The following is a 22,686-nucleotide window of genomic DNA, read 5'->3' as shown; positions in this document are numbered from 1 at the left end:
CACCGTCGCGCAACCCGCAGATCAGCCCGGAAGCCGGATAACCCAACGGCCCGGCCTCCCAACCCTGCGCGATCCACGCCGCCTGCACAGCACCACTCACCGCAAACGTCCCGGCCGCCGAGCTGTACACCCGCCCACCGTCGAAGACCTGACCGCACCCACCGTCGCGCAACCCGCAGATCAGCCCGGAAGCCGGCAGTCCCAGTGCGCCGGTCTCGCCACCCGCAGCGCGCCACGTCGCGGCCACCGCCCCTGTGACGGCGACGGTGACCATCCCCGGGCGGGCGACCAACGTGCCGACCTGGAAAGCCTGCATGCACGCGTCACCCGCCAGCCCGCACCTCTGGTCGCCGGTGGGATAGCCCAGCGGACCGCGTTCCCAACCCTGCGCGATCCACGCCGCCTGCACAGCACCACTCACCGCAAACGTCCCGGCCGCCGAGCTGTACACCCGCCCACCCTGGAAGACCTGACCGCACCCACCGTCGCGCAACCCGCAGATCAGCCCCGACCTGGGATACCCCATCACGCCCGATTCCCCACCGGCGCCCCGCCAAGCACGCTCGACGGGGGCGATGACAGGACGCGCCCCGATTTGGGGGTGCCAGTAGATGCGGCCTCCTTGGAACACCTGGGCGCATCCACCACCGGCGAGCCCGCAGACCTGCCCCGCAAGGGGATATCCCAACGGGCCGGCCTCCCATCCCTGCGCGATCCAGGCCTCCTGGATGACCCCCGACACGGCATGTGCGCCGTTGCCCGGAGAGCTGTACACCCGGCCACCCTCGAAGACCTGACCGCACCCGCCGTCGCGAAGCCCGCAGATGGCTCCCGATGTCGGCTGGCCCAGCGGCCCCGCCTCGTAGCCTTGGAGCGACCACACGGCTCGAAAGTCGCTCGGTACCAGCCGCGGCCCCCCAGGAACGCCGGTCACCAGGGTGCCGAACTGGAAATCCTGCCTGCACGACCCTGAGCCGACGCAGATCTCGACGTCGGTCGGGTAGCCCAGGACCCCGGCCTCCTCCCCGAGGCTCACGTAGGCGACTCGCAACGCTCCACGGACCGGTTTGGTACCCGTAGCTGGTGACGAGTAGAGGTTCGCCGACACGAAGCCCTGGCGACACCCTGCGCCTGGTCCGCCGCACGTCGTGTCGGTCGTCGGGAAGCCGAAAACGCTGGCCCCTCCCCCGGAGCTCCACGCGGTGTACACCGGGCCATGCACCAGGTGGGCGCCCCCGTCGACCGTCGGGGTCCAGACGATGCTGCCGTTGGTGAATCTCCGCTCGCAGAAGGACGTCGACCCCATCTGGCCGCACATCTGCTCTGTCGTCATCGGTGCACCCATCGGCCCGGCTGTTCCCCCGGAACGCTCGAAGGCGACGGTGACAGCACTCTTCGGCACGATGCGCACGGTGGCAACGGAGGCCGTCGATCCCGTCACGGTGATCTCGAAGACCCCCGCTCCGCGCCTTCCGTCGAGCCGGACGGTCGTGCCCACCGGCAGCGCTGTGGAGAGGTCCCTGCTCCAACCCGCTCGCGGTGAGGGCGTGGCATCGAGCAGCAGGGAACTGTCGCCGTCGTTGCTCTCACGGCGGAGCTGGACCCCGGACTGCAACCCGTATCGGTTGACGGCGGTCCCGAGCCATGCGTCCCGCCCGGCTGCGGGCCGGTACTCCAACCAGTAATGCTCCTCCCCGCCGTCGGACAACTCGATCCCCCGCGTGCCAGCATCCCGCGACGACACGGGCACCAGCGGAATCTCCTGCGCATTCTCGGGGCTGGAGTTGAGCCACATCGACATCGTGGAGACGTGGCTGATCCGCTCGCGCGCCTGCGGCACGTTCAGCGAACCGAGCGGACCCCACGACGCACCCATCACGTCGTACAAGTCGTAGTAAGGCGTCGTAGCACAGGTGCCACTGCTGACAGCACCATCGCACTGCAGGAGTGATGAGTGGCCGAGCCCGAGGTTGTGTCCCAGCTCGTGCGCGATGACCGATGTCGTCGGATAGCGCACGTAGCTGTAGCCGCCACTGGACACGGCGTTCCCGACCGTGCCCAGCCCGTCCGAGCACCCTGCTCCGTTCCCGACGTAGACCAGCAGGTGCTGTGCGTCGCCGGGCTGCCCTATGAAGCCAGCCGCGTGGGCGGCGGCGGACCACAGCGCCCACGGGTCGTCGCACCCCACGCCGAGATCGACCCAGTCCCGGCTAGAGGTCACTCCGAGAACCACGCCACCGTCGCTCTGCTCCGCCCAGAAGTCGGCGACCTGGCCGTTCACGGTCGAGACGACGTCGGAGAGGGCGGTCGAATCTCTGCTACCACCCGCCGGCACGACCATGATGACGGTCACCGGATGGTTGACCACGCCGACAGCCGGCGCTGGCCTGGCCGGCGCCGGGGGTGCGACCACCTCCACATTCAGGACTTCCCGAGCCTGTTCGTATCCGTCGTCGGCGGCCTCGTCGGAGACCGTCCGTCCGACTCTCACCTCGACCGTGGAACCGACCTCCAGTCCCTTCACCGCGGTTGTAGGGATGCGGACCGAGGAACCGTCCTCGGTACGGACGAAACTCAACGGGTCGTCCGGTACCGCGTCACCCGACCGCTGGTCGTCGAGGTCGTCCGGCCAGGCTTTGACGAGTTCCCCCACAACGGTCCGAGCGAGAACGCGTGAGGGTTCGGCCGCCGCGGTCCCCGGGAGTGCCACCAGCAGCGGGGCGAGGACCAGCGCCGTGGCGACCAGGGACAGCGACCGCGGGACGCGCGGCGGACGAGCAGCGAACACGGGCACTCCTGGGCCGGGGACTCGGTATCTCTTCGGCAGGCCGTCGGAGATGTGAAGCGCTGCTCAGCGGTACAGCCGGCGCCCGCGACGCAGGTACTGGACGAGCATCAGGACGGCCGCGGCCATGGCGGCACCGGCGACGGGCAGGAGGAGGCCGCCGAGCGAGCTCGAGGTGTCGGCCGCGGGGTCCAGCGCGACGTCCTCGCGCGGGGCGGGCACCTGGATGGCGGGGACCCAGAAGCCGGGCGTGCCGGCCGTGGCCTCGTCCACCGGCGGGACGGCCGCGTCGCCGGCCACGGCCGTGCCCTGACCGGAGCGCGCCGGCCGGGCGGCGGCCGCCCTCCCGGGAGCCTTCGACGCCGGGACGACGCGCACCACGGCCCCGGCGGCACCGGCGCTCCGGACGGTCACCGTGAAGTCGCCCCCGGAGAGGGAGACGCTCCGGCCGGTGGGGACGGCGGCCTGCAGGTCGGCGTCCCACCCTCCGGCGGGGCTGGGGGTGCCGTCGAGCAGCAGCGAGGTGTCCGGGAAGGCGCCGCCGCGGTGCAGCAGCACACCGGAGTCGAGCCGGTAGACGTTGTCGCGGGTGCCCAGCCAGCCGTCGCGGCCCGTGGCCGACCGGTACTCGAGCCAGTAGACAGCGCCCTCGCGGTCCAGCAGGCGCAGTGCGCGGACCCCACCGGCACCACCGAGCGGCGCGAGCGTGACCGTGGCGGCGGCCTGCCCGACCGAGACCGTGGTCTGCGCGGCGGCCGGGAGCACGCCCAGCGCCGCGGCCTGGGGGGCGTTCAGCGAGCCGAGCTGCGACCAGGAGGCGCCCATGACGTCGTAGTAGTCGCGGTAGCCGCTGGTGCGGCAGGCCCGGTCCTCGACCGCGCCGTCGCACTGGGTGGCAGACGAGTGGCCCAGCCCGAAGTTGTGCCCGAGCTCGTGGGCGATGACCGACGCCAGGTTCTCCCGCACGTAGAGCCGCCCGCCCGAGGTGGTGCCCGCCCCGACCTGGGCGAGGGCGTAGGAGCAGTCCGGGCGCCCGGCGGTCTCGGCGCTGAGCCGCAGCAGGAGGTGCTTGCCCGGCCCGGCCTGGAAGCCGACGGCGGCGGCCACCTCGTCCCACAGCGCCTCCGGGCTGGAGCAGTCGGCGGCGGTGCGCACCCAGTCGCGGGCCTCGGTGACGCCGAGCCGCACGGCCCCGGCGGTCTGCTCGGCCCAGAAGGCGGCGACGGGCCCGTTCACGGTGGCGACGACGTCGGCCAGGCGGGTGCTGTCGGGCGAGGTGCCGGCGGGCGCCACCTGGACGACGGTCACCTGGTTGGTCACGCCCGCGACGGGGGCCGGTGCAGGCGGCGGAGGGGTGGTCGGCTGCTCCTTGACGTCGCTGCCCAGGACGGGGAGCGCGGACTCACCGCCGTCGCCGGCGGGCTCCTCGCCCACGGTGACCTCCACCTGCGCGCCCGTGGGCACGTCGGAGAGCTGCTCCCCCTCGACCGGCACCTCGCCGTCCGCGGTGGCGATCCAGCTGACGTGCCCGTCGCCGTCCTGCTCGGCGCCCGGCTCGCCCTCGGCGACCGCGTGCACGAGCTCGCCGGTGACCGTGGCGGCCGAGTCGGCCGCGGCCACACCGGGGAGGGCGACGGTGCCCAGGACCGCGGCGGTCAGCGCCGTGGTCAGGGCGAGCGAACGCAGCAGGGCGCGGGAGCCGAGGGGACGACGCAGGTCGTGGTCAGCAGACATCGACCTGGACATCGGCGGAGCGATGCCGAGTCGGCACCGGATCGGCGATGTTGAGCCGAGATCCGCGGCACTCCCGTCACAGCGGCCCCGGCATCCCCTCGAGGAACCGCTGGGCCGGCGCTACGCCAGGTCGTCGGCGCCCATCAGGCGTCGTCCGGCCTCGGTGATCGAGCCCGACAGCGAGGGGTAGATCGCGAACGTCTGGGCGAGGTCGGCGACCGTGAGGCCCTTGGTCACGGCGAGCGCGATCGGCAGCACCAGCTCGGAGGCTCCCGGGGAGACCACCACGCCACCCACGATCACGCCGGTCGAGCGCCGGGCGAAGAGCTTCACGAAGCCGGCCCGCAGGTCGCTCATCTTGGCGCGCGCGTTCGTGGCCAGGGGCAGCCGCACCACGTCGACGTCGGCGTCGTCGGCCAGCGACTTCTCCTGGACGCCGACCGTGGCGATCTCGGGGTGGGTGAACACGTTGGCCGCGACCGTCTTGAGCTTGATCGGGGCCACGGCCTCGCCCAGCGCGTGCCACATGGCGATCCGCCCCTGCATCGCGGCCACGGAGGCCAGCTGGAAGACGCCGGTCACGTCACCGGCGGCGTAGATGCCGGGCACCGAGGTGCGCGAGACGCGGTCGACCACCACGTGACCGGACCCGGTGAGCTGGATGCCGTGCGACTCGAGGTTCAGCCCGTCGGTGTTCGGCACGGTCCCGACGGTCATGAGGGCGTGCGAGCCCTCGACGGTGCGACCGCCCTCCAGCTCGACGACGACGCCCTTCTCGGTCCGGCGCACCCCCGCTGCGCGGCCGCGCTCCAGGCGGCCACCGCGGGACTGGAACACCTCCTCCAGCACCTCGGCGGCGTCGGAGTCCTCGCCGGGCAGCACCCGGTCGCGGGAGGAGACCAGCGTGACCGGTACGCCCGCCTCGAGGTAGCCGGAGGCGAACTCGGCACCGGTCACGCCGGAGCCGACGACGACCAGGTGCTCGGGCATCTCGTCGAGGTCGTAGACGTCGCGCCAGTCGAGGATGCGCTCGTGGTCGGGCTCGGCGCCGGGCAGCACCCGCGGGTCGGCGCCGGTCGCGATGAGGACGACGTCGCCCTCGATCTCTTCGACCACCGCGCCGGACCCGTCGAGGATCTCCACCTCGTGCGCGGCCATGCCCGGGACGTCGTCGGCCAACCGCGCCTGACCGCGGACGATCCGCACGCCCTCGCCCTCGAGCCGCGCGTGGATGTCGGCCGACTGGGCCATCGACAGGTTCTTGACCCGCTGGTTGGCGGCCTGCAGGTCGAGGTTGACCGTGGCCAGCTCCGCGCCGTGGACACCGAGGACGGCGGAGTCGCGGACCGAGGTCATGGCCCCGGCCGCGGCGATGAGGGCCTTCGAGGGGACGCAGTCGGTGAGCACGCTGGCCCCGCCGATGCCGTCCCGCTCGATGACGGTGACCTCCGCACCGAGCTGCGCGGCGACCAGTGCGGCCTCGTATCCGGCCGGTCCGCCGCCGATGATCACGATGCGGGTCATGGGGTCCTTCTCCGTTGCTGTGCGGTGGGTCGGGGCCATTGTCCCCGGTCGGTGCGTGCCGTGCCCTCACTGGTGCATCGGCTCGCGGGGGCCAGTGGTTAACCTCGGCGTCGATGGGCCTCTACGCCGCCTACGGCTCGAACATGGATCCCGCGCAGATGCTGCGCCGCTGTCCGTCGTCCCCGCACACCGGCACCGGCTGGATCCGCGGCTGGCGCCTGACCTTCGGCGGGGAGGAACTCGGCTGGGAGGGCGCGCTGGCGACCCTCGTCCCCGACGAGGACTCCCCCGGTGTCTTCGTGGCGCTCTACGACCTGACCGAGGCCGACGAGCGCTCGCTGGACGGGTGGGAGGGCGCCGACCACGGCCTCTACCGCCGGGTGCACCTGCGGGTGCACACGCTGGCCGGTGACGCCGTCGCCTACGTGTACGTCCTGGACGCCTTCGAGGGCGGGCTGCCGTCGGCACGCCACCTGGGCGGGATCGCCGACGCAGCGGAGGCCGCCGGAGCACCCGACGACTACGTCCGCGAGCTGCGCGCCCGGGAGTGCCGCACCGCCTTCTGAGCCACTCTCCCGAACCACCTCCCGCGACACGACTCCCGCCACCACTCCGCCACCCCGCCACCACCCCGCCACCACCCCGCCACCACCCCCGCGTGATCATGAAGTTCGGGAAGCAACACGCCGCGGCTACCCGGCGCGGCGCGTCCCGGACTTCATGATCGCGCGGGGCAGTGGGAGGCCGAGCGCACGCGCCGCGCGTCCCACCATCGCCTCCGGGCGCCGGTAGACGTCGACCGCCGTGAAGTGCAGCAGGAGCCACCGCTGCTCGGTGACCCAGTTGTGGCGGTCGCGGTCGCCGGCCAGCTGCTGGCGCGTCATGTGCGCCTCGAGGCCGTCGAACTCGGCCCCGACCCGGTGGTCGAGCCACCCCGTGTCCAGGTAGTGGACGCGGCCGGCCTCGGTCAACGGCACCTGGACCGCGGGTGCCGGCAATCCCGCGTCGATGAAGCGCCACCGCATCCGTGACTCCATGGGCGACTCCGCGCCGGCCTCCGCGTGCGGCACCAGTTCCCGCAGCCGGATGACCTCGCGCAGCCCTCGCATGGACCGGGCGGCGGCCGCGAGCTCGTCGCGGGTACACGTCCCCGACCGCAGAGCCGCGTCGAGAGTGGCCAGGCCGTGCACGGGAGCGGTGTGGCGGACGACGTCGCAAGCCGTGCGGGCAGGCGGCGTGCACCACGTCCCGTCCACGAGCACGGCGTCGTCGCACCCGAGGTTCGACGGATGCACCTGGACGCCCGGCAGGCGGCGGTTCACCAGGGTCGGCGGCCCGAGGAAGTGCAGGGTCTCCGAGCCGAGGACGTCGAAGCCCCACATCGCGGCCGCCGTCGAGTGGCAGGCCACCAGGTCGGTCCCGACGGCCAGCGCCGCCGCCCGCAGGTGGAGCGCCGGGGAGTCGGGGAGGTCTCCGTCGACCAGCACGCCGCGCCAGCGACTGCGGCGCCACCGGCCGGCACGCACGTGGGCCCGCAAGGCGGTGTCACCGACGTGCGCGAGCGCCTGGGCGGTGGTGAAGACGCCCTGCTGCGCGCTGACCATCCGGTAGAAGGCGAAGTCCACCTCGGCAGCGTCGGCCGCGGCGCGAGGGCGCAGCAGCGCCCAGGAGCTTCTGTGGAGAACCCCTCCGATGTGGATCCCCCGTGATCATGAAGTCCGGGAAGGGACACACCGACCAGCAGCGGCGTGTCGCTTCCCGAACTTCATGATCACGCGGGGGAAGGCGGGGCGGAAGGGGCGGCGAGGAAGGTTGAGAGGATCTGCTGGGCGGCCAGCGCCGGGGTGAGCTCGCCGGCCAGCACCTGCTTCTCCAGGTCCGGGACGGCGGCGCGCACGCCCGGGTGCGCGCGCAGCGAGTGCTCCAGCCCGTCCCGGACCAGCTGCCAGGTCCAGCGCACCTGCTGGGCACGGCGGCGCTCGTCGAAGCTGCCGTCGAGCTTCGCGCGCTCCTGGTGCTCGACCAGCTTGGCCCAGACCTCGTCCAGGCCCTCACCGGTCAGCCCGGCGCAGGTCAGCACCGGCACGTCCCACGGCTCGCCCCGGCCGCCCCCACCTGATCCGCGCAGCATCCGGATCGCCGAGGAGAGCTCGCGCGCGGCCTTGCGGGCGTCGGCAGCCGCCGGTCCGTCGGCCTTGTTGACGGCGATGACGTCGGCGATCTCCAGGATGCCGCGCTTGATCCCCTGCAGCTGGTCGCCGGTCCGGGCGATGGTCAGGAACAGGAAGGAGTCGACCATCTCGGCGACGGTGATCTCCGACTGCCCGACGCCGACGGTCTCGACCAGCACCACGTCGTATCCGGCCGCCTCGACGACGACCATGGACTCCCGCGTCGCCTGGGCGACCCCGCCGAGGGTGCCCGAGGTCGGCGAGGGCCGGATGAACGCGTTCTGGTCGACGGCCAGCCGGGCCATGCGGGTCTTGTCCCCGAGGATCGAGCCGCCGGACCGGGCCGAGGACGGGTCGACGGCGAGGACCGCGACCTTCGAGCCGGCCGCCGTCAGGTTCACGCCGAGCTGGTCGATGAAGGTCGACTTGCCGACGCCGGGCACGCCACTGATGCCGATGCGGCGGGCTCCCCCGGCGTGCGGCAGCAGCCCGACCAGCAGCTCCTGGGCGCGCTCGCGGTGGTCGGCCCGCCGGGACTCCACCAGGGTGATGGCGCGCGCCACCACCCGGCGGTCCCCGGCGAGCACCCCGTCGACGAGCGCGGGAACGTCGACGTCCCGACGCATTACCTGCTCGCTCCCGCGGGTCGCTCCGCTCCTCGCTCGCTGGCGCTCGCTGCGATGCTCACTCCCCTGTCCGCTCGGCGCCGTGACCCAGGCGCGCGGACAGCGTCGTCAGCAGCTCCTGCGCCGCCTCGGCGATGACCGTGCCGGGCGGGAAGACCGCCGCGGCGCCCATCTCCTCGAGCGTCGGCACGTCGTCGGGCGGGATGACGCCGCCGACGACGATCAGCACGTCCTCGGCCCCGAGCTCGGCCAGCGCCTCCTTGAGCGCCGGCACGAGCGTGAGGTGCCCCGCGGCCAGCGAGGAGACGCCGACGACGTGCACGTCGGCCTCCACCGCCTGCCGGGCGACCTCCTCCGGCGTCTGGAACAGCGGGCCCACGTCGACGTCGAAGCCGAGGTCGGCGAACGCGGTGGCGATGACCTTCTGCCCGCGGTCGTGCCCGTCCTGGCCCATCTTGGCCACGAGGATGCGCGGCCGGCGGCCCTCGGCCTCGGCGAACTCCTCGGCCAGGCGGCGCGTCTCCTCCATCGGACCGGATGCTCCTGCCTCGTCGCGGTAGACGCCGGAGATGGTGCGGACCTGGCCGGCGTGCCGACCGTAGACCGCCTCCAGCGCATCGGAGATCTCCCCGACCGTCGCCTTGGCCCGCGCGGCGTCCACGGCGAGCTTCAGCAGGTTGGAGTCGAGGTCGTTGCCGCGCGTGCCGTCGGCCGCGGCCCGGGCGGCGTCGGTGAGCCGGCGCAGGGCCTCCTCGACCGCGCCGCCGTCCCGGGAGGCCCGGAGCTCCTCCAGCTTGGCCTTCTGCTGGGCCAGCACGTCCTTGTTGTCGACCTTGAGCACCTCGATGGCCTCGTCGGCCTCGACGCGGTACTTGTTCACACCGATGACCGGCTGCCGGCCCGAGTCGATGCGGGCCTGGGTGCGGGCCGCGGCCTCCTCGATGCGCAGCTTCGGGATGCCGTCGTCGATCGCCTGCGCCATGCCGCCGTGCTCGGCGACCTCCTGGATGTGCGCCCAGGCGCGGCGGGCCAGGTCGTAGGTCAGCTTCTCGACGTAGGCCGAGCCGCCCCAGGGGTCGACGACGCGGGTGGTGCCGGACTCCTGCTGCAGCATCAGCTGGGTGTTGCGGGCGATCCGCGCGGAGAAGTCGGTCGGCAGCGCGAGCGCCTCGTCCAGTGCGTTGGTGTGCAGCGACTGGGTGTGCCCCTGGGTCGCGGCCATCGCCTCCAGGCAGGTGCGGACGACGTTGTTGTAGACGTCCTGCGCGGTCAGCGACCAGCCCGAGGTCTGCGAGTGGGTGCGCAGCGACAGGGACTTGTCGTTCTTCGCCCCGGCCTCCTTCACCAGCTTCGCCCACAGCAGGCGCCCGGCCCGCAGCTTCGCGACCTCCATGAAGAAGTTCATGCCGATGGCCCAGAAGAAGGACAGGCGCGGCGCGAACTTGTCGATGTCCAGGCCGGCAGCCTTGCCCGCCTCGAGGTACTCGACGCCGTCAGCGAGCGTGTAGGCCAGCTCCAGGTCGGCCGTCGCCCCGGCCTCCTGGATGTGGTAGCCGGAGATCGAGATGGAGTTGAAGCGCGGCATCTTCTGCGAGGTGAAGGCGAAGATGTCGCTGATGATCTGCATCGAGGGCTTGGGCGGGTAGATGTAGGTGTTCCGCACCATGAACTCTTTGAGGATGTCGTTCTGGATGGTGCCGGTCAGCTGCTCCGGCTCCACTCCCTGCTCCTCCGCCGCGACGATGTAGAGCGCGAGCACCGGGAGCACGGCGCCGTTCATGGTCATCGACACCGACATCTTGTCCAGCGGGATGCCGTCGAACAGCTGGCGCATGTCCAGGATCGAGTCGATCGCGACACCGGCCATGCCGACGTCACCCACCACCCGCGGGTGGTCGGAGTCGTAGCCGCGGTGGGTGGGCAGGTCGAAGGCGATCGACAGCCCCTTCTGCCCGGCGGCGAGGTTGCGCCGGTAGAAGGCGTTGGACTCCGCCGCGGTGGAGAAGCCCGCGTACTGGCGGACCGTCCACGGCTGCGTCGTGTACATCGTCGGGTAGGGGCCGCGCAGGAACGGCGGCAGCCCGGGGAGCGTCGCGAGGAAGTCCAGGCCCTCGAGGTGCTCGTGCGTGTACAGCGGCGGGACGGTGATGCCCTCGGGGGTCTCCCAGGCCGCCTCCTCGACACCGCGGCCGGTCGTCTCCTCGAACGCCTTGGCCCAGTCGTCCGCCGAGGTGCCCGCGGCCGGGGTGCCCAGCTCGACGGAACCGAAGTCGGGGATGCCGCTCATGCCTTCACTCCCAGCTGCTCGTGCACCGTCCGGAGCGCCGCCAGCGCGTCGCACCCGGCGAAGACGTACCCGTCGACCCCGTCGACGTCCAGGTCCGGCTTGCCGGCCAGCCACACCTGCGTGGCGCCGGCGGCCTTGAGTTCCGCGGCCAGCGCCGCGGCTTCGGAGGCGTAGTCCTTGTCGGTGCCGCAGATGCAGGCCACCGTCGTCCCCGCCTCGGCGAGACCGGAGGCCCCGTCCCCGGACGGCGTCGCGAGACCGCCGGCCTGGAACAGGTTGCCGGCGAAGGTCGAGCGCGCGGTGTGCTTCGCGATCGGCCCGATCGTGGCGAGGTACACCGACGGACGGGTACCGGCCGCGTCGGTGGCGTCGCGCAGCGACTCGAACTCCTGCGCCGCCCGCACCCGCGGGAGGCCGCCGGTCGGGGTCAGCGCCGCCGCGGGCTGCCGCTCGGGCAGCTTCTCGGCGAGGTTCGGGAACTCGCTGACGCCGGTGATCGCATCCGCCCGGGTGGCCAGCCGCTTCGCGCGGGCGTCCCACGCGGCGGCGATCCGGTCGCGCACCAGGCCCGAGGCGAGAGCAGCCGACAGCCCGCCGGCCCGCTCGATCTCGGTGAACCAGTCCCACGCGGCGCGGGCCAGGGAGTCGGTCAGCGACTCCACGTACCAGGAACCACCGGCCGGGTCGAGCACGCGGCCGAGGTGCCCCTCCTCCACGAGCAGGCTCTGCGTGTTGCGCGCGATCCGGCGGGAGAAGGAGTCGGGCAGGCCGAGGGCTGCGTCGAACGGCTGCACGGTCACGGCGTCGGCGCCGCCCACGCCCGCGGCGAAGCAGGCGACGGTGGTGCGGAGCATGTTGACCCAGGGGTCGCGCTTCGTCGTCATCACCGAGGAGGTGACGGCGTGCTGACGCTGGGCGCGGGCCTCGGGCGAGGCCCCGCTGACCTCGCCGACCCGGTCCCAGAGGCGGCGGGCGGCGCGCAGCGCGGCGATGGTCGTGAACTGGTCGGCACTCGCGGAGTAGCGGAACTCCAGCTGGGCGGCCGCCTCGTCCACCGACAGGCCGGCGTCGGTGAGCGCGCGGAGGTAGGCAACACCCGCGGCCAGCGAGCAGCCCAGCTCCTCGACCACCGAGGCGCCGGCGTCGGCGAAGACCGTGCCGTCGACGACGACGGTGCGCAGGCCCGGGTGGGCCGCGGCGCGGCGGGCGACGTCGGCGAGGCCGGAGAGGTCCTGCCGCTCCCCCGAGGCCGCCTCGACGCCGAGCGGGTCCAGGCCGAGCGAGCTCCCCGGTGCCAGGTCGGTGCGGCCCTCCACCAGCGCCAGGAAGGCCTCGGCCGCCGGCAGACCACCGGAGACGCTCACCGGTGCCAGGTCGAGGTAGACGTCGGAGAGCACCTCGCCCAGCGACCCGACCGGGATCGCGCCCTCGCCGAGCACCAGCCACAGCGAGGTGACGCCGTTCTCCAGGTCGGCCGCGATCGCCTCCTTGGTGACCGCGACATCGGGGTGGGCGTGCCGCTGCCGCACGTCCCACCCGCCGGAGGCCCCGCCGGCAGCGGTCACCTCGGCCGAGCCGGCCGGGCCGCCACCCGGGCGGGAGCCGCGCACGAAGGGCGGCAGCCCCGGCACGCCCACGCCCGCCGGCAGGTCCCCGGCGTCCTCCGCGGTGTACAGCGGGGCCACGGTCACGCCCGGCGCGACCTGCCGGCGCAGCGCGTCCTCGACCGTATCGGGCAGGTCCTCGCGGCCGGCCTTGCGCAGCACCCCGGCGACCAGCTCACGCCACTGGTCGCGGGTGACCGCGTCGAACTCACCGGCGAGCGCCAGGTCCTCGGGGACCGCGTGCTCGGCTGGCACGTCGGCGTCAGCCGCCGGCGGCTTCTGGTCGGTCGTGCTCATGCTGGTGGGGCCCCTTCGACGGCGGGTCGGGCAGAAGTGTCTCCGGGCGCAGGTCGCCGCGTGCGAGGGGGTGCCCCTGAGCTGCCGGAAGTCTGTTCGGCGTCCGCCTCCAGCGCCAGCAGGGCGGTGCGTGCGAGCAACCGCACGCCCACGCCGATCGCGCGCTCGTCGACGTCGAAGGTGCCACGGTGCAGGTCCAGCGGCGCGCCCCCGCCGTGGGTGCCGAGTCGGGCCAGGGCGATGGGCATCAGGTCGGCGAACCAGCCGAAGTCCTCGCCGCCCATGCTCTGCTGGGAGAGCACCAGGTTCTCCGCGCCGACCGAGCCGATGGCGGCCGAGCGCAGCAGGGCCACCGAGCGCGGGTCGTTCACGACGGGCGGCACCCCGCGGATGTAGTCGACGCCGACCTCGGCGCCGGTGGTGGCCGCGACCCGTTCGACCAGCGAGCGGAGCAGCTCCTCGGCGCCCTTCCATGCCTCGCGGTCCAGCACCCGGACGGTGCCGCGGAGGGTCCCGCGCTGCGGGATCGCGTTCGCGGCGACGCCGGCGTTGACCGCGCCCCACACCAGGCTCATGCCCGAGCGCGGGTCGACCTGGCGGGAGAGGAGCCCGGGCAGGTCGGTGATGAGCCGGCCGAGCGCGTCGACCAGGTCCACGGTCATCTGCGGCCGCGCGGTGTGCCCGCCCGGCCCGGTGAGCGTGACGTCCATCCGGTCGCAGGCCGCGGTGATCGCGCCGGTGCGCAGCCCGACCTTGCCCACCGGGACCGAGGGGTCGCAGTGCAGCGCGAAGGCCCGGGACGCGCCGTCCAGCACACCGGAGGCGACGACCTCGGTGGCTCCGCCGGGCACGGTCTCCTCCGCGGGCTGGAAGACGATGCGCACCCGGCCGGGCAACCCGTCCAGCCCGGCGAGCGCCAGGGCCACGCCCAGGACGACGGTGGTGTGCACGTCGTGGCCGCACGCGTGGCACATGCCCTCACGGGTCGAGGCGTACGGCACGTCCTTGAGGTCGGCCAGCGGCAGTGCGTCGATGTCGGCGCGCAGGACGACGGTCGGTCCCCCGCCGGTGCCGACCTCGCAGACCAGGCCGGTGCCCGTGGGCAGCCGGCGCGGCTTCAGGCCCGCGTCGCGCAGCCGCTGCTCCAGGAAGGCCGTCGTCTCGAACTCGGCGAAGGCGAGCTCCGGGTGGGCGTGCAGGTGCCGGCGGACCGAGACCAGCTCCTGGCGGTGCGCCGCGGCCCACTCGTCGACCGACGTCGACAGCTTCTCGACGACGGGAGTCATGCCGCGTGACCGCCGGCGGCCGGCTTCGCGGCCGGCAGCCCGTCCCGCAGCTCGGCGAGCAGGCTGTCGACGACCGGCGCCAGCTCTCCCCCGCTCCGCGCCGCCACCTCGCGCTGGCGCTGGTAGGAGGCGCCGAGGTCGAGGATGCGCAGGACGTCGCGCAGCTCCGCCTCGCAGTCCAGCCGCTTGGCGGTGGGCATCAGCTCCTCGACCAGCTGGGTGATCGCCTCGCGCACCGGCCGGACCGTGCCCTGGTCGTCGACGACGATCTCGGCCTCGAGGCCGTAGCGGACCGCCCGCCACTTGTTCTCGCGCACGACCCACTCCGCCGGGGTGGGCAGCGTGTAGCCACGGTCGAGCTGGGTGTCGAACTGCTCGACGAGGCACTGGGTGAGCGCCGCCACGGCACCGATCTCGTCGAGGGTGGGCAGCCCGTCGCACACCCGCAGCTCGACGGTGCCGAAGTCGGGGTGCGGGCGGATGTCCCACCAGACCTCGCGGACGCTCTCGATCGCGCCGGCCCGGATGAGGGTCTCCATGTACTCCTCGAACTCGGCCCAGTCGGCGAGCTGGTGCGGCAGGCCGCCGGTGGGCATGCCCTCGAAGACCTTGGTGCGGGACGACGCCAGGCCGGTGTCGCAGCCGGCCCAGAACGGGGAGGACGCCGACAGCGCGAGGAAGTGCGGCAGGTACTGCGTCATGGCGTTGACGATCGGGATGGCCTTGTCGGGCGACCGGACGCCGACGTGCACGTGGACGCCGAAGATCTGCAGCCGGCGGGCCAGCCACTGCATCCGCTCGACCAGCTGGGCGTAGCGCTCCTTGGGGGAGATCTGCTGCGTGTCCCACCGGGTGAAGGGGTGGCTGCCGGCGCACATGACCCCCCGCCCGTGCCGGTCGGCCGCGGCCACGACCTCGGCCAGGGTGCCGGCGAGGTCGGCCTTCGCCTCGCGCACCGTCGTGCAGACCCCGGTGATGATCTCGACGGTCGACTGCAGCAGCTCGTGCTTGGCCTTGGGGTGCTCCTCGGCGCCCTCGGGCCGGAGCTCCTCCAGGATCTCGACGGCGCCGGGGGCGAGCTCGCGCGTCTCCCGGTCGACGAGCTGCAGCTCCCACTCGACACCGAGACTGGCGCGCTGCGAGCTACGGAAGGGGATCTCCACCTCGGGAAGTCTAGGGAGGATCACGCCCGCCCACCCGGCGACGGAACGCTCTCACCCGTCCGGCGTATCACCTGCTAGGCGGGCGTGCAGGACGACGTCGGCTGGCCGGCCGCGGTGCCGGAACCGCTGGCGGATCGTGCCCTCGGCGACGAACCCGGCCCGTGCGGCAACGGAGCGCGAGGCGGTGTTGGCCGGATCGACGAGCAGCTCGACCCGGTGCACACCGACCACCCCGAGAGACCAGTCGGCCAGCACCCGCAACGCCTCGACGGTGAGCCCCTGTCCCCGGTGACCGGGCGCGGTCCAGTAGCCGAGCTCGCCGACGCCGTCCGCCGGGGGGAAGAGGCCCATGCTGCCCACGAGGGCGTCGTCGTCGATCCGCACGACGGCGAAGAGTGCTCCGCCCTCGGCCCAGGTGCGCGGCGCGACGACCGAGACGAAGGCCTCGGCGTCCGCCGGCCCGTAGGGCACCGGCACCTGGGTCCACCGCTGGATCTCGGGGTCCTGACAGGCGTCCAGCACCGCTGGAACGTCCTCGGCCCGCCACGGGCGCAGTCGGACCCGGCCACCGGACAGCACCGGCTGGCCGCCACCTGTCGTCGTCACGACCCCGATCCTCGCCGACGACGGGCGGTAGGCGCACGCCCCTGTCCGGCGGCTGCGCTAGCGTCCCTGCGTGAGCGAGCAGCCCCGTACCGACCCCACCGCACTGGCCGCACAGGCCGCCGAGGCCCTGACCGGCGCGCTCGGTGGCGACCACGACGTCGCCGTCGTCATGGGCTCCGGGTGGGCCCCTGCCGCCGACGCTTTCGGCGAGACGGCGGGCTCCGTGGCCATCGGCGACCTGCCCGGCTTCGCCGCCCCGACCGTGGTCGGTCACGGCGGCGAGATCCGCTCGGTGCGCGTGGGCGACCGGAAGGTGCTGCTCTTCCTCGGGCGCACCCACTACTACGAGGGCCGGGGCGTCGAGCCCGTCGTGCACGGCATCCGGACCGCGGCCGCCGCCGGCGTGAAGACCGTGATCCTGACCAACGCCGCGGGTGGTCTCGCCCCCGAGCACCAGGTCGGCCAGGCCGTCGTCATCTCCGACCACCTGAACCTCACGGCCCGCTCCCCGCTGGTCGGCGCGAACTTCGTCGACCTCACCGACCTGTACTCATCCCGGCTGCGGGCGATCGCCCGGGAGATCGACCCGTCGCTGGTCGAGGGGGTCTACGCGCAGCTCCCCGGCCCGCACTTCGAGACGCCCGCCGAGATCCGCATGCTCCGCACGATGGGGGCCGACCTGGTCGGCATGTCCACCGCGCTCGAGGCGATCGCCGCCCGCGCCGCGGGGGTCGAGGTCTTCGGTCTCTCCATGGTCACCAACGCGGCGGCCGGCATCACCGGCGAGGAGCTGAACCACGAGGAGGTGCTCGCCGCCGGCAAGGCCGCGGCGGGCCGGCTCGGGGAGTTCCTGGTGCAGCTCATCGGGCGGCTCCCGTGAGCGGACCGGTCCTGGTGACCGGGGCCGCCGGTCGCATCGGCACGGTGCTGCGGGGTGGCCTGCCCGAGCGCGGCTGGGCGCTGCGCAGCCTCGACGTCGTCCCCGTCCCCGACGTGCGGCCCGGTGAGGAGCAGCTCGTTGCCGACGCCGCCGATCTCGCCGCGATGACCGACGCGGCGCGCGGCGCCTCGGCGATCGTGCACCTGGCCGGGATCTCCGGTGAGTCCACCTGGCCGGCCATCCGCGACACGAACATCGAGTCCACCTACTGCGCCCTGGAGGCTGCCCGGCTCGCCGGCGTCCCGAGGGTCGTGCTGGCCAGCAGCAACCACGCGAGCGGGTACACCGAGCGCCCGGCCGACGGCGCCCTCCTGCGCGAGGCCGACGCCCCGCCCCGGCCGGACACCTACTACGGCGTCTCCAAGGTCGCGATGGAGGCGCTGGGCTCGCTCTACGTCGACCGCTACGGCCTCGACGTCGTCTGCCTGCGCATCGGCAGCGCGTTCGCCGAGCCGACCACCACCCGGCAGCTCTCCACCTGGCTCTCCCCCGCCGACACCGTGTCGCTGGTGCATGCGGCGCTCAGCGCGCCGGCACCGGGGTTCCGCGTGGTCTGGGGTGTCTCGGACAACACCCGCCGCTGGTGGGACCTGACCGCGGCCCAGGAGCTGGGGTACGAGTCGGTCGACGACGCCGAGGTGTACGCCGAGGCGCTGGTCGAGGCCCACGGTGAGCCCGACCTGGCCGACCCGGTGCACCGCCGCGTCGGCGGCGAGTACTCGACCGACGAGTTCGACGCGGAGAACTTCAGCGCATGACGCACGACCTGCTGGACACCGCCCGCGCCTGGGCCGCGGCCGACCCGCACGACGGCGACCGGGCGGAGATCCTCGCCCTGGCCGACGGCGGGGACACCGAGGAGCTGGCCCGCCGGTTCGCCGGCCCGCTCACCTTCGGGACGGCCGGGCTGCGCGGACCGCTGCGCGCCGGGCCGGCCGGGATGAACGCCGCCGTCGTCACCCGGGCCGCGGCCGGTCTCGGCGCCTGGCTGGCCGCCTCCGGGCACGCCGGCGGCGGGGTCGTGATCGGGTTCGACGCCCGGCGCCGCTCCGACGAGTTCGCCCGGATCTCGGCCGAGGTGCTCGCGGCTGCGGGGTTCGCGGTGCAGGTCATGCCCCGCCCGCTGCCGACCCCGGTGCTCGCCTTCGCGGTGCGGCACCTCGGATGCGCTGCCGGCGTGATGGTCACCGCCAGCCACAACCCGCCCGACGACAACGGCTACAAGGTCTACCTCGGCGACGGCGCGCAGCTCGTGCCGCCGGCCGACCGCGAGATCGAGGCGGCCATCGGTGCGGTCGGGCCGGCGCGAGAGGTGCCGCTGTCCGACGAGTGGGTGACCCTGGGCGACGACATCGAGACCGACTACGTCGAGGCGGTCGTGCGCGCGGTCGACCCGGCACGGGTACCGGCCGAGGCGCGGGACGCGCTGACCGTGGCGTACACCGCCATGCACGGTGTCGGAGCCGGGACCACGCGGAAGGTCTTCGCTGCTGCGGGCCTGCGCGCGCCGGCCAGCGTGCCCGAGCAGGACGCGCCGGACCCGGCGTTCCCGACCGTGGCCTTCCCGAACCCGGAGGAGCCCGGCGCGGTCGACCTGCTGCTGGCGCTGGCCGCACGGGCCGGGGCCGACGTCGCCATCGCCGAGGACCCGGACGCCGACCGCTGCTCGGTGGTGTGCGGCGGCCGCCAGCTCACCGGCGACGAGGTGGGCGCGCTGCTGGCCGACTGGCTGATCCGGCGCGGGGTGCGTGGCACCTATGCGTCGTCGCTGGTCAGCGGTTCGCTGATGCGCGTGATCGCCGAGGCGCACGGCGTGCCGTCGCAAGAGACGCCGACCGGCTTCAAGTGGATCATGCGAGCCGGGTCGGCCGAGGCGCCGCTGGTGTACGGCTACGAGGAGGCGCTGGGCTACTCGGTCGCCCCCACGGTCGTGAAGGACAAGGACGGCATCTCCGCGGCTCTTGCGGTCGCCCTGCTGGCCGCGGAGCTCAAGGCCGAGGGGCGGACCGTGCTCGACCGGCTGGACGAGCTGGCGAGCGAGCACGGGCTCTTCGTCACCGGGCAGCTGTCGGTGCGGGTCGAGGACCTCTCGCTGATCTCCGGGGCCATGGCGCGGCTGCGCGCGACGCCGCCGACCACGCTGCTGGGGCGGCCGGTGGAGTTCGCCGACCTCGCCCTGGAGACGCCCCCGGTGGATGCCGTCCGGCTGCTGGGCGATGGCGTGCGGGTGATCGTGCGGCCGTCGGGCACCGAGCCGAAGCTCAAGGCCTACCTGGAGACGGTCGTCCCGGTGCACGACGACGCCGGGCTGATCGCCGCCCGCGGCCGGGGCGCCGACGAGCTGGACCAGCTGCGGGCGGAGATGTCGGCGGCCCTGGGGCTCTAGGCGGGATCCGGGCGCCCGCGGACGAGCGGGCGCGGGTCCGGCCAGCCGTCGGGGTCGCCCGGCAGGAAGACGGTCTGCCACACCAGCACCGCCCAGCCGACCCCCGGGAGCAGGAGCCACCACAGCCACCGCGCCGAGTGCCCGCGGTCGTGCAGCCGGGCGACCAGTGCTGCCACCTGCGGGACGAGGACGGCCAGGAGCAGGCAGAGGCTCACCGGGCCACCGGTGTAGGTCCACAGCGACCAGCCCTCGCGGGCCGGCGGCGGGAAGCCGAGGAAGCTGTCGGTGATGCCGCCGACCGTGCCGAGGACGGCGAGCGGGAGGACGTACCGGTAGACGTAGTCCGGGCGACTCAGCCGACCGCGGGGCAGGTACCAGTCCCTGAACGACATGAGGTCCTCCTCGACCGGTCCCGCCCGACGACGTCGCCGCCAGGGTGCCCGGCGCCGGTGCGGCGAGGCCGTAGCCACGCCGCACCGACGCCGCAGGGGTCAGGCGTACTGCGGGTGACCCGTGGAGGCTCCCGTCGGAGGTCCGTACTCGTTCGGCCCCTCGTCGCCGGGCAGCACGTACTGCACGAAGAGCACGATCCACCCGATCACGATCAGCAGGTCGAACAGCAGCCACCAGGCGGAGTGCCCCCGGTCGTGCAGCCGGGTGACCGCCGACGCGATGCTCGGCACGAGCAGGGCGAGGGCCACCACGATGCCGATCGGGCCGGCGGTCATGCTGGCCTGCCAGCCGTCCGCCGTCGACGACGCCTCGGTGCTGGAGAGGCCGAGGGCCAGGTCGAGCAGCGTCGCCACGATCTGGAGCGCGCCGATGGGTAGCGCGTAGCGCAGCCAGAAGTCCCGTCGCGACAAGCGACCGGTCGGCACGTACCAGCTCCTGAGGTCCATGGGGGTGTTCCCTTCCGTCGGGGGCGTCGGCGCGACCATGCAGCTCCGCGACCGCGGGGACGACACCTCGGCACGGACGTCACCCGATGGATGCGACGCGGTCACCCGATGCGGTACCAGGGAGTACCGGACTCAGGTCGGACGGGGGCCGTACCGGTTGGGGCGCGGCTGGCTGCCGAGCAGGCCGACGGTGACGACGAGGACGAGCCAGCCGATGCCCGGCACCAGGTTCCACAGCAGCCACCAGGCGGAGTGGTCGCGGTCGTGCAGCCGGGTGACCATCGCCGCCACGTTGGGCACGAGCAGCACCAGCGCCGCGAGGGCGGTGACCGGCCCACCGGAGTCGGCGAACGGCCAGAGGACGTCGAAGCCCTCACCGCGTTCCAGCCGAAGATGGGCGTCCGGGAACCACCGCGCGTCGATCCAGGTGGTGACGACCCCGATCAGGGCGATCACGAGCACGTACCTCAACCACCAGTCGCGTCGCCGCATGCGGCCGACCGGGACGAGCCAGTCCCCCGGTCGTGGACGACGCGGAGCGGTCACGACCGGATCGGCTCCCGGCAGCCGGAGTCCAGCGCGCGGGCGGCCGTGGCCAGCACCGCGACGACGTCGCGCCCGAAGCCGACGTCGCACGGGTGCGTCCCGCCGGTCAGCGCGGCCGCGGTGAGCTCGTCGACGGCGACCCGGAACGCCCCCACCGGCTCGTCGGTCTGGGGCAGGAGGACCAGCCGGCCGGCATCCCCGTGCACGTAGAACTCGATGCCGGCCGACATGGGAGCGACGGTGTGCGACACCGTCACCGTGGAGGCGGCGCCCGACTCGTGCGTCAGGGTCAGGTGCACCGTGTCGCGCACCCCTGCACCGGCCTGGACGGCGACGACCGGGCCGAGCGCCGGGACGAGGACCGACAGCGCGTGCGGGCCGATGTCCCACAGGGCGCCGTGCTCCTGGCGCCAGGGCGAGGCGGCGAACGGCGTACCGGCGAGCGAGGACAACCAGGTCCCCGAGCCGCCGGCCAGCCGGGTGCGGCCGGCCTGGGTCAGCCAGGTGGAGGTCGCCGTCTGGAACCGGAAGGTGAAGAAGACGACGGAGGCCACACCGGCGGCGCGCACCGCGTCGACGACCCGGTCGGCGCCGGCGACGTCCAGGGCGACGGGCTTCTCCAGGAGCAGGTGCCGGCCGGCCTCGGCGGCCCGGATGGCCAGCGGGGCCTGCACGTCGGGCGGCAGCGCGATGGCGACGGCGTCGACGTCGGCGAGCAGCGCGTCGACGTCGCCGTAGCCGGGGGCGTCGAACTCCGCGCCCAGTGCCTTCGCCTTCTCCAGGTCGCGGCCCCACACGCCGGCCAGTTCGGCGTCCGGGTGCTCGGCGAGCGCGGCGGCGTGCACCGTGCGGGCCCAGTGACCGGTCCCGAGCACCCCGAACCGCATGGTCAGACCGCGCCGAACTGGCGGTCGCCGGCGTCACCGAGGCCCGGGACGATGTAGGCCTTGTCGTTCAGGCCCTCCTCCAGGCTCGCGGTGAACACGCGCAGCGGGAGGCCGCTCTCCTCCAGCCGCCGGATGCCTTCCGGGGCCGCGAGTGCGCAGAGCACGGTGATCGAGGTCGTCCCGCGGGCAACGAGCAGCTCGCAGCAGTGCACCAGCGAGCCGCCGGTGGCCAGCATCGGGTCGAGGACGAAGACGTCCCGGTCGACCAGCGACTCCGGCAGCGAGGCCATGTACGCCTCGGGCTGGAAGGTCTCCTCGTTGCGGGCCAGGCCGACGAAGCCCATCTGCGACTCGGGCAGCATGCCGTGCGCGGTGTCGGCCATGCCCAGGCCCGCGCGCAGCACCGGGACGATCAGCGGCGGGGCGGCCAGCCGGTAGCCGGTCGTGGTCGTCACCGGCGAGGTGATCTGCTCCTCGGCGACGGCCAGGTCGCGGGTGGCCTCGTAGACCAGCATCTGCGTGAGCTCGCGCAGGGCGGCCCGGAACATGGCGTTGTCCGTGCGCTCGTCGCGCATCCGGGTGAGACGGGCACGGGCCAGCGGGTGGTCGACGACGGTGAGCTGCACGGACGACACGGTATCGGCCCTCCCGACGCCGGAGGGCTCCCTGCCTGCGCCGGCCACCCGTACGCCTGAGACGGGCACCTCAGCTGGCGCGGGTGGTGACCGGTTCGGTGGTGATGCGGGGCAGGACGTGGATCTCGGTGCCGTCGGGCCGGTGGGTGTGCCATCGGCCGGCGGGATCTCGTTCGATCCGGAACCCGTGGTGGACCTTGCCGTGGTGGCGTTCGCAGAGCAGTGCTGCGTTGCCGAGGCTGGTGTCGCCGCCGTCGGCCCAGTGGACGAGGTGGTGCACGTCGCACCAGTACGCGGGGGCGTCGCAGCC

The 22,686-nt window shown here is 73.6% G+C and carries 20 protein-coding genes; 4 read left to right on the top strand and 16 right to left on the bottom strand.

The window, feature by feature from the left end; all coding sequences use genetic code 11:
• The 3 genes from DQ237_RS18060 to DQ237_RS18050 form a co-directional block, all read right to left on the bottom strand.
• Nucleotides 1-2,788, bottom strand: a 2,788-nt coding sequence (locus DQ237_RS18060; protein ID WP_240619724.1) for a reprolysin-like metallopeptidase, incomplete at its 3' end; no start/stop codon positions are given.
• Between the two features lie 63 nt (nt 2,789-2,851).
• A complete protein-coding gene (locus tag DQ237_RS18055) occupies nt 2,852-4,519 on the bottom strand; it encodes a reprolysin-like metallopeptidase (RefSeq protein ID WP_113801524.1) in 1,668 nt (555 codons plus the stop codon).
• Nucleotides 4,520-4,639: 120 nt separating this feature from the next.
• Nucleotides 4,640-6,043: an NAD(P)H-quinone dehydrogenase gene (locus DQ237_RS18050; RefSeq protein ID WP_113801523.1), complete on the bottom strand. Its 1,404-nt coding sequence runs from the start codon at nt 6,041-6,043 to the stop codon at nt 4,640-4,642.
• A 113-nt stretch (nt 6,044-6,156) separates the two neighbouring features.
• On the opposite strand from DQ237_RS18050, the gene DQ237_RS18045 reads away from it, so the two are divergent.
• Nucleotides 6,157-6,609, top strand: a complete 453-nt coding sequence (locus tag DQ237_RS18045) for a gamma-glutamylcyclotransferase family protein (RefSeq protein ID WP_113801522.1) — start codon at nt 6,157-6,159, stop codon at nt 6,607-6,609.
• Nucleotides 6,610-6,735: 126 nt separating this feature from the next.
• Here DQ237_RS18045 and DQ237_RS18040 read toward each other — a convergent pair whose 3' ends face one another.
• From DQ237_RS18040 to DQ237_RS18010, 7 genes are all read right to left on the bottom strand, one after another.
• A complete protein-coding gene (locus DQ237_RS18040) occupies nt 6,736-7,668 on the bottom strand; it encodes a hypothetical protein (RefSeq protein ID WP_113801521.1) in 933 nt (310 codons plus the stop codon).
• A 146-nt stretch (nt 7,669-7,814) separates the two neighbouring features.
• On the bottom strand, nt 7,815-8,840 hold the full coding sequence (gene meaB / locus DQ237_RS18035; protein ID WP_113801520.1) for a methylmalonyl Co-A mutase-associated GTPase MeaB: 1,026 nt from the start codon (nt 8,838-8,840) through the stop codon (nt 7,815-7,817).
• 58 nt (nt 8,841-8,898) lie between these two features.
• Entirely contained in the window at nt 8,899-11,127 is a 2,229-nt protein-coding gene (gene scpA / locus DQ237_RS18030) for a methylmalonyl-CoA mutase (RefSeq protein ID WP_113801519.1), read from the bottom strand.
• Nucleotides 11,124-13,028 carry a methylmalonyl-CoA mutase subunit beta gene (locus tag DQ237_RS18025; RefSeq protein ID WP_113801518.1) on the bottom strand — a complete coding sequence of 635 codons (1,905 nt, stop codon included), beginning with the start codon at nt 13,026-13,028 and terminating at the stop codon, nt 11,124-11,126. Before DQ237_RS18025 ends, scpA begins: the two co-directional genes overlap by 4 nt.
• A complete protein-coding gene (locus tag DQ237_RS18020; RefSeq protein ID WP_113801517.1) occupies nt 13,025-14,314 on the bottom strand; it encodes an amidohydrolase in 1,290 nt (429 codons plus the stop codon). The genes DQ237_RS18025 and DQ237_RS18020 overlap by 4 nt, the downstream gene beginning before the upstream one ends.
• The gene (locus DQ237_RS18015) at nt 14,311-15,477 is read right to left on the bottom strand and encodes a glutamate--cysteine ligase (RefSeq protein WP_113801516.1); all 1,167 of its coding nucleotides are present in this window, start codon (nt 15,475-15,477) and stop codon (nt 14,311-14,313) included. The genes DQ237_RS18020 and DQ237_RS18015 overlap by 4 nt, the downstream gene beginning before the upstream one ends.
• 51 nt (nt 15,478-15,528) lie before the next feature.
• Complete coding sequence (locus tag DQ237_RS18010; RefSeq protein WP_166509672.1) at nt 15,529-16,083, bottom strand: GNAT family N-acetyltransferase; 555 nt, start codon at nt 16,081-16,083, stop codon at nt 15,529-15,531.
• A gap of 70 nt (nt 16,084-16,153) precedes the next feature.
• Here DQ237_RS18010 and DQ237_RS18005 point away from each other — a divergent pair, with 70 nt between their 5' ends.
• Genes DQ237_RS18005 through DQ237_RS17995 form a run of 3 tightly spaced genes read left to right on the top strand, consistent with a single transcriptional unit; the run spans nt 16,154 to nt 19,409 of the window.
• Nucleotides 16,154-16,963: a purine-nucleoside phosphorylase gene (locus DQ237_RS18005; protein ID WP_113801514.1), complete on the top strand. Its 810-nt coding sequence runs from the start codon at nt 16,154-16,156 to the stop codon at nt 16,961-16,963.
• Nucleotides 16,960-17,781 carry an NAD(P)-dependent oxidoreductase gene (locus DQ237_RS18000; protein ID WP_113801513.1) on the top strand — a complete coding sequence of 274 codons (822 nt, stop codon included), beginning with the start codon at nt 16,960-16,962 and terminating at the stop codon, nt 17,779-17,781. The genes DQ237_RS18005 and DQ237_RS18000 overlap by 4 nt, the downstream gene beginning before the upstream one ends.
• Nucleotides 17,778-19,409 carry a phospho-sugar mutase gene (locus DQ237_RS17995; RefSeq protein ID WP_113801512.1) on the top strand — a complete coding sequence of 544 codons (1,632 nt, stop codon included), beginning with the start codon at nt 17,778-17,780 and terminating at the stop codon, nt 19,407-19,409. The genes DQ237_RS18000 and DQ237_RS17995 overlap by 4 nt, the downstream gene beginning before the upstream one ends.
• On the opposite strand, the gene DQ237_RS17990 is transcribed toward DQ237_RS17995, so the two are convergent.
• The 6 genes from DQ237_RS17990 to DQ237_RS20325 all read right to left on the bottom strand — a co-directional run bounded on the left by DQ237_RS17990 (nt 19,406) and on the right by DQ237_RS20325 (nt 22,656).
• Complete coding sequence (locus tag DQ237_RS17990; RefSeq protein ID WP_113801511.1) at nt 19,406-19,801, bottom strand: DUF805 domain-containing protein; 396 nt, start codon at nt 19,799-19,801, stop codon at nt 19,406-19,408. The two genes, DQ237_RS17995 and DQ237_RS17990, sit on opposite strands and share 4 nt — an antisense overlap.
• Nucleotides 19,802-19,900: 99 nt before the next feature.
• The gene (locus DQ237_RS17985) at nt 19,901-20,287 is read right to left on the bottom strand and encodes a DUF805 domain-containing protein (protein WP_166509671.1); all 387 of its coding nucleotides are present in this window, start codon (nt 20,285-20,287) and stop codon (nt 19,901-19,903) included.
• Between the two features lie 153 nt (nt 20,288-20,440).
• Entirely contained in the window at nt 20,441-20,800 is a 360-nt protein-coding gene (locus DQ237_RS17980; RefSeq protein ID WP_113801509.1) for a DUF805 domain-containing protein, read from the bottom strand.
• Between the two features lie 50 nt (nt 20,801-20,850).
• A complete protein-coding gene (locus DQ237_RS17975; RefSeq protein WP_113801508.1) occupies nt 20,851-21,741 on the bottom strand; it encodes a Gfo/Idh/MocA family protein in 891 nt (296 codons plus the stop codon).
• A gap of 2 nt (nt 21,742-21,743) precedes the next feature.
• The gene (gene upp, locus DQ237_RS17970; RefSeq protein ID WP_113801540.1) at nt 21,744-22,367 is read right to left on the bottom strand and encodes a uracil phosphoribosyltransferase; all 624 of its coding nucleotides are present in this window, start codon (nt 22,365-22,367) and stop codon (nt 21,744-21,746) included.
• 79 nt (nt 22,368-22,446) lie between these two features.
• Nucleotides 22,447-22,656, bottom strand: a complete 210-nt coding sequence (locus tag DQ237_RS20325; protein WP_240619723.1) for an HNH endonuclease signature motif containing protein — start codon at nt 22,654-22,656, stop codon at nt 22,447-22,449.
• Between the last annotated feature and the right edge of the window lie 30 nt (nt 22,657-22,686).

The organism is Blastococcus sp. TF02-8, assembly GCF_003319175.1.
In the GTDB taxonomy this organism is placed as follows: Bacteria; Actinomycetota; Actinomycetes; order Mycobacteriales; family Geodermatophilaceae; genus Blastococcus.
The sequence above is the reverse complement of the archived record's forward strand: the minus strand, read 5'-3'. Positions and strand labels throughout refer to the sequence as shown.

Bases quoted from the DNA above. Each gene is read 5' to 3' on its own strand.
- DQ237_RS18025 (WP_113801518.1), bottom strand. From the start codon at position 13,028: ATGAGCACGACCGACCAGAAGCCGCCGGCGGCTGACGCCGACGTGCCA.
- DQ237_RS18045 (WP_113801522.1), top strand. From the start codon at position 6,157: ATGGGCCTCTACGCCGCCTACGGCTCGAACATGGATCCCGCGCAGATG.
- DQ237_RS18055 (WP_113801524.1), bottom strand. From the start codon at position 4,519: ATGTCTGCTGACCACGACCTGCGTCGTCCCCTCGGCTCCCGCGCCCTG.
- DQ237_RS18020 (WP_113801517.1), bottom strand. From the start codon at position 14,314: ATGACTCCCGTCGTCGAGAAGCTGTCGACGTCGGTCGACGAGTGGGCC.
- DQ237_RS17990 (WP_113801511.1), bottom strand. From the start codon at position 19,801: ATGTCGTTCAGGGACTGGTACCTGCCCCGCGGTCGGCTGAGTCGCCCG.
- meaB (WP_113801520.1), bottom strand. From the start codon at position 8,840: ATGCGTCGGGACGTCGACGTTCCCGCGCTCGTCGACGGGGTGCTCGCC.
- DQ237_RS17995 (WP_113801512.1), top strand. From the start codon at position 17,778: ATGACGCACGACCTGCTGGACACCGCCCGCGCCTGGGCCGCGGCCGAC.
- DQ237_RS17980 (WP_113801509.1), bottom strand. From the start codon at position 20,800: ATGCGGCGACGCGACTGGTGGTTGAGGTACGTGCTCGTGATCGCCCTG.
- scpA (WP_113801519.1), bottom strand. From the start codon at position 11,127: ATGAGCGGCATCCCCGACTTCGGTTCCGTCGAGCTGGGCACCCCGGCC.
- DQ237_RS17975 (WP_113801508.1), bottom strand. From the start codon at position 21,741: ATGCGGTTCGGGGTGCTCGGGACCGGTCACTGGGCCCGCACGGTGCAC.
- DQ237_RS18050 (WP_113801523.1), bottom strand. From the start codon at position 6,043: ATGACCCGCATCGTGATCATCGGCGGCGGACCGGCCGGATACGAGGCC.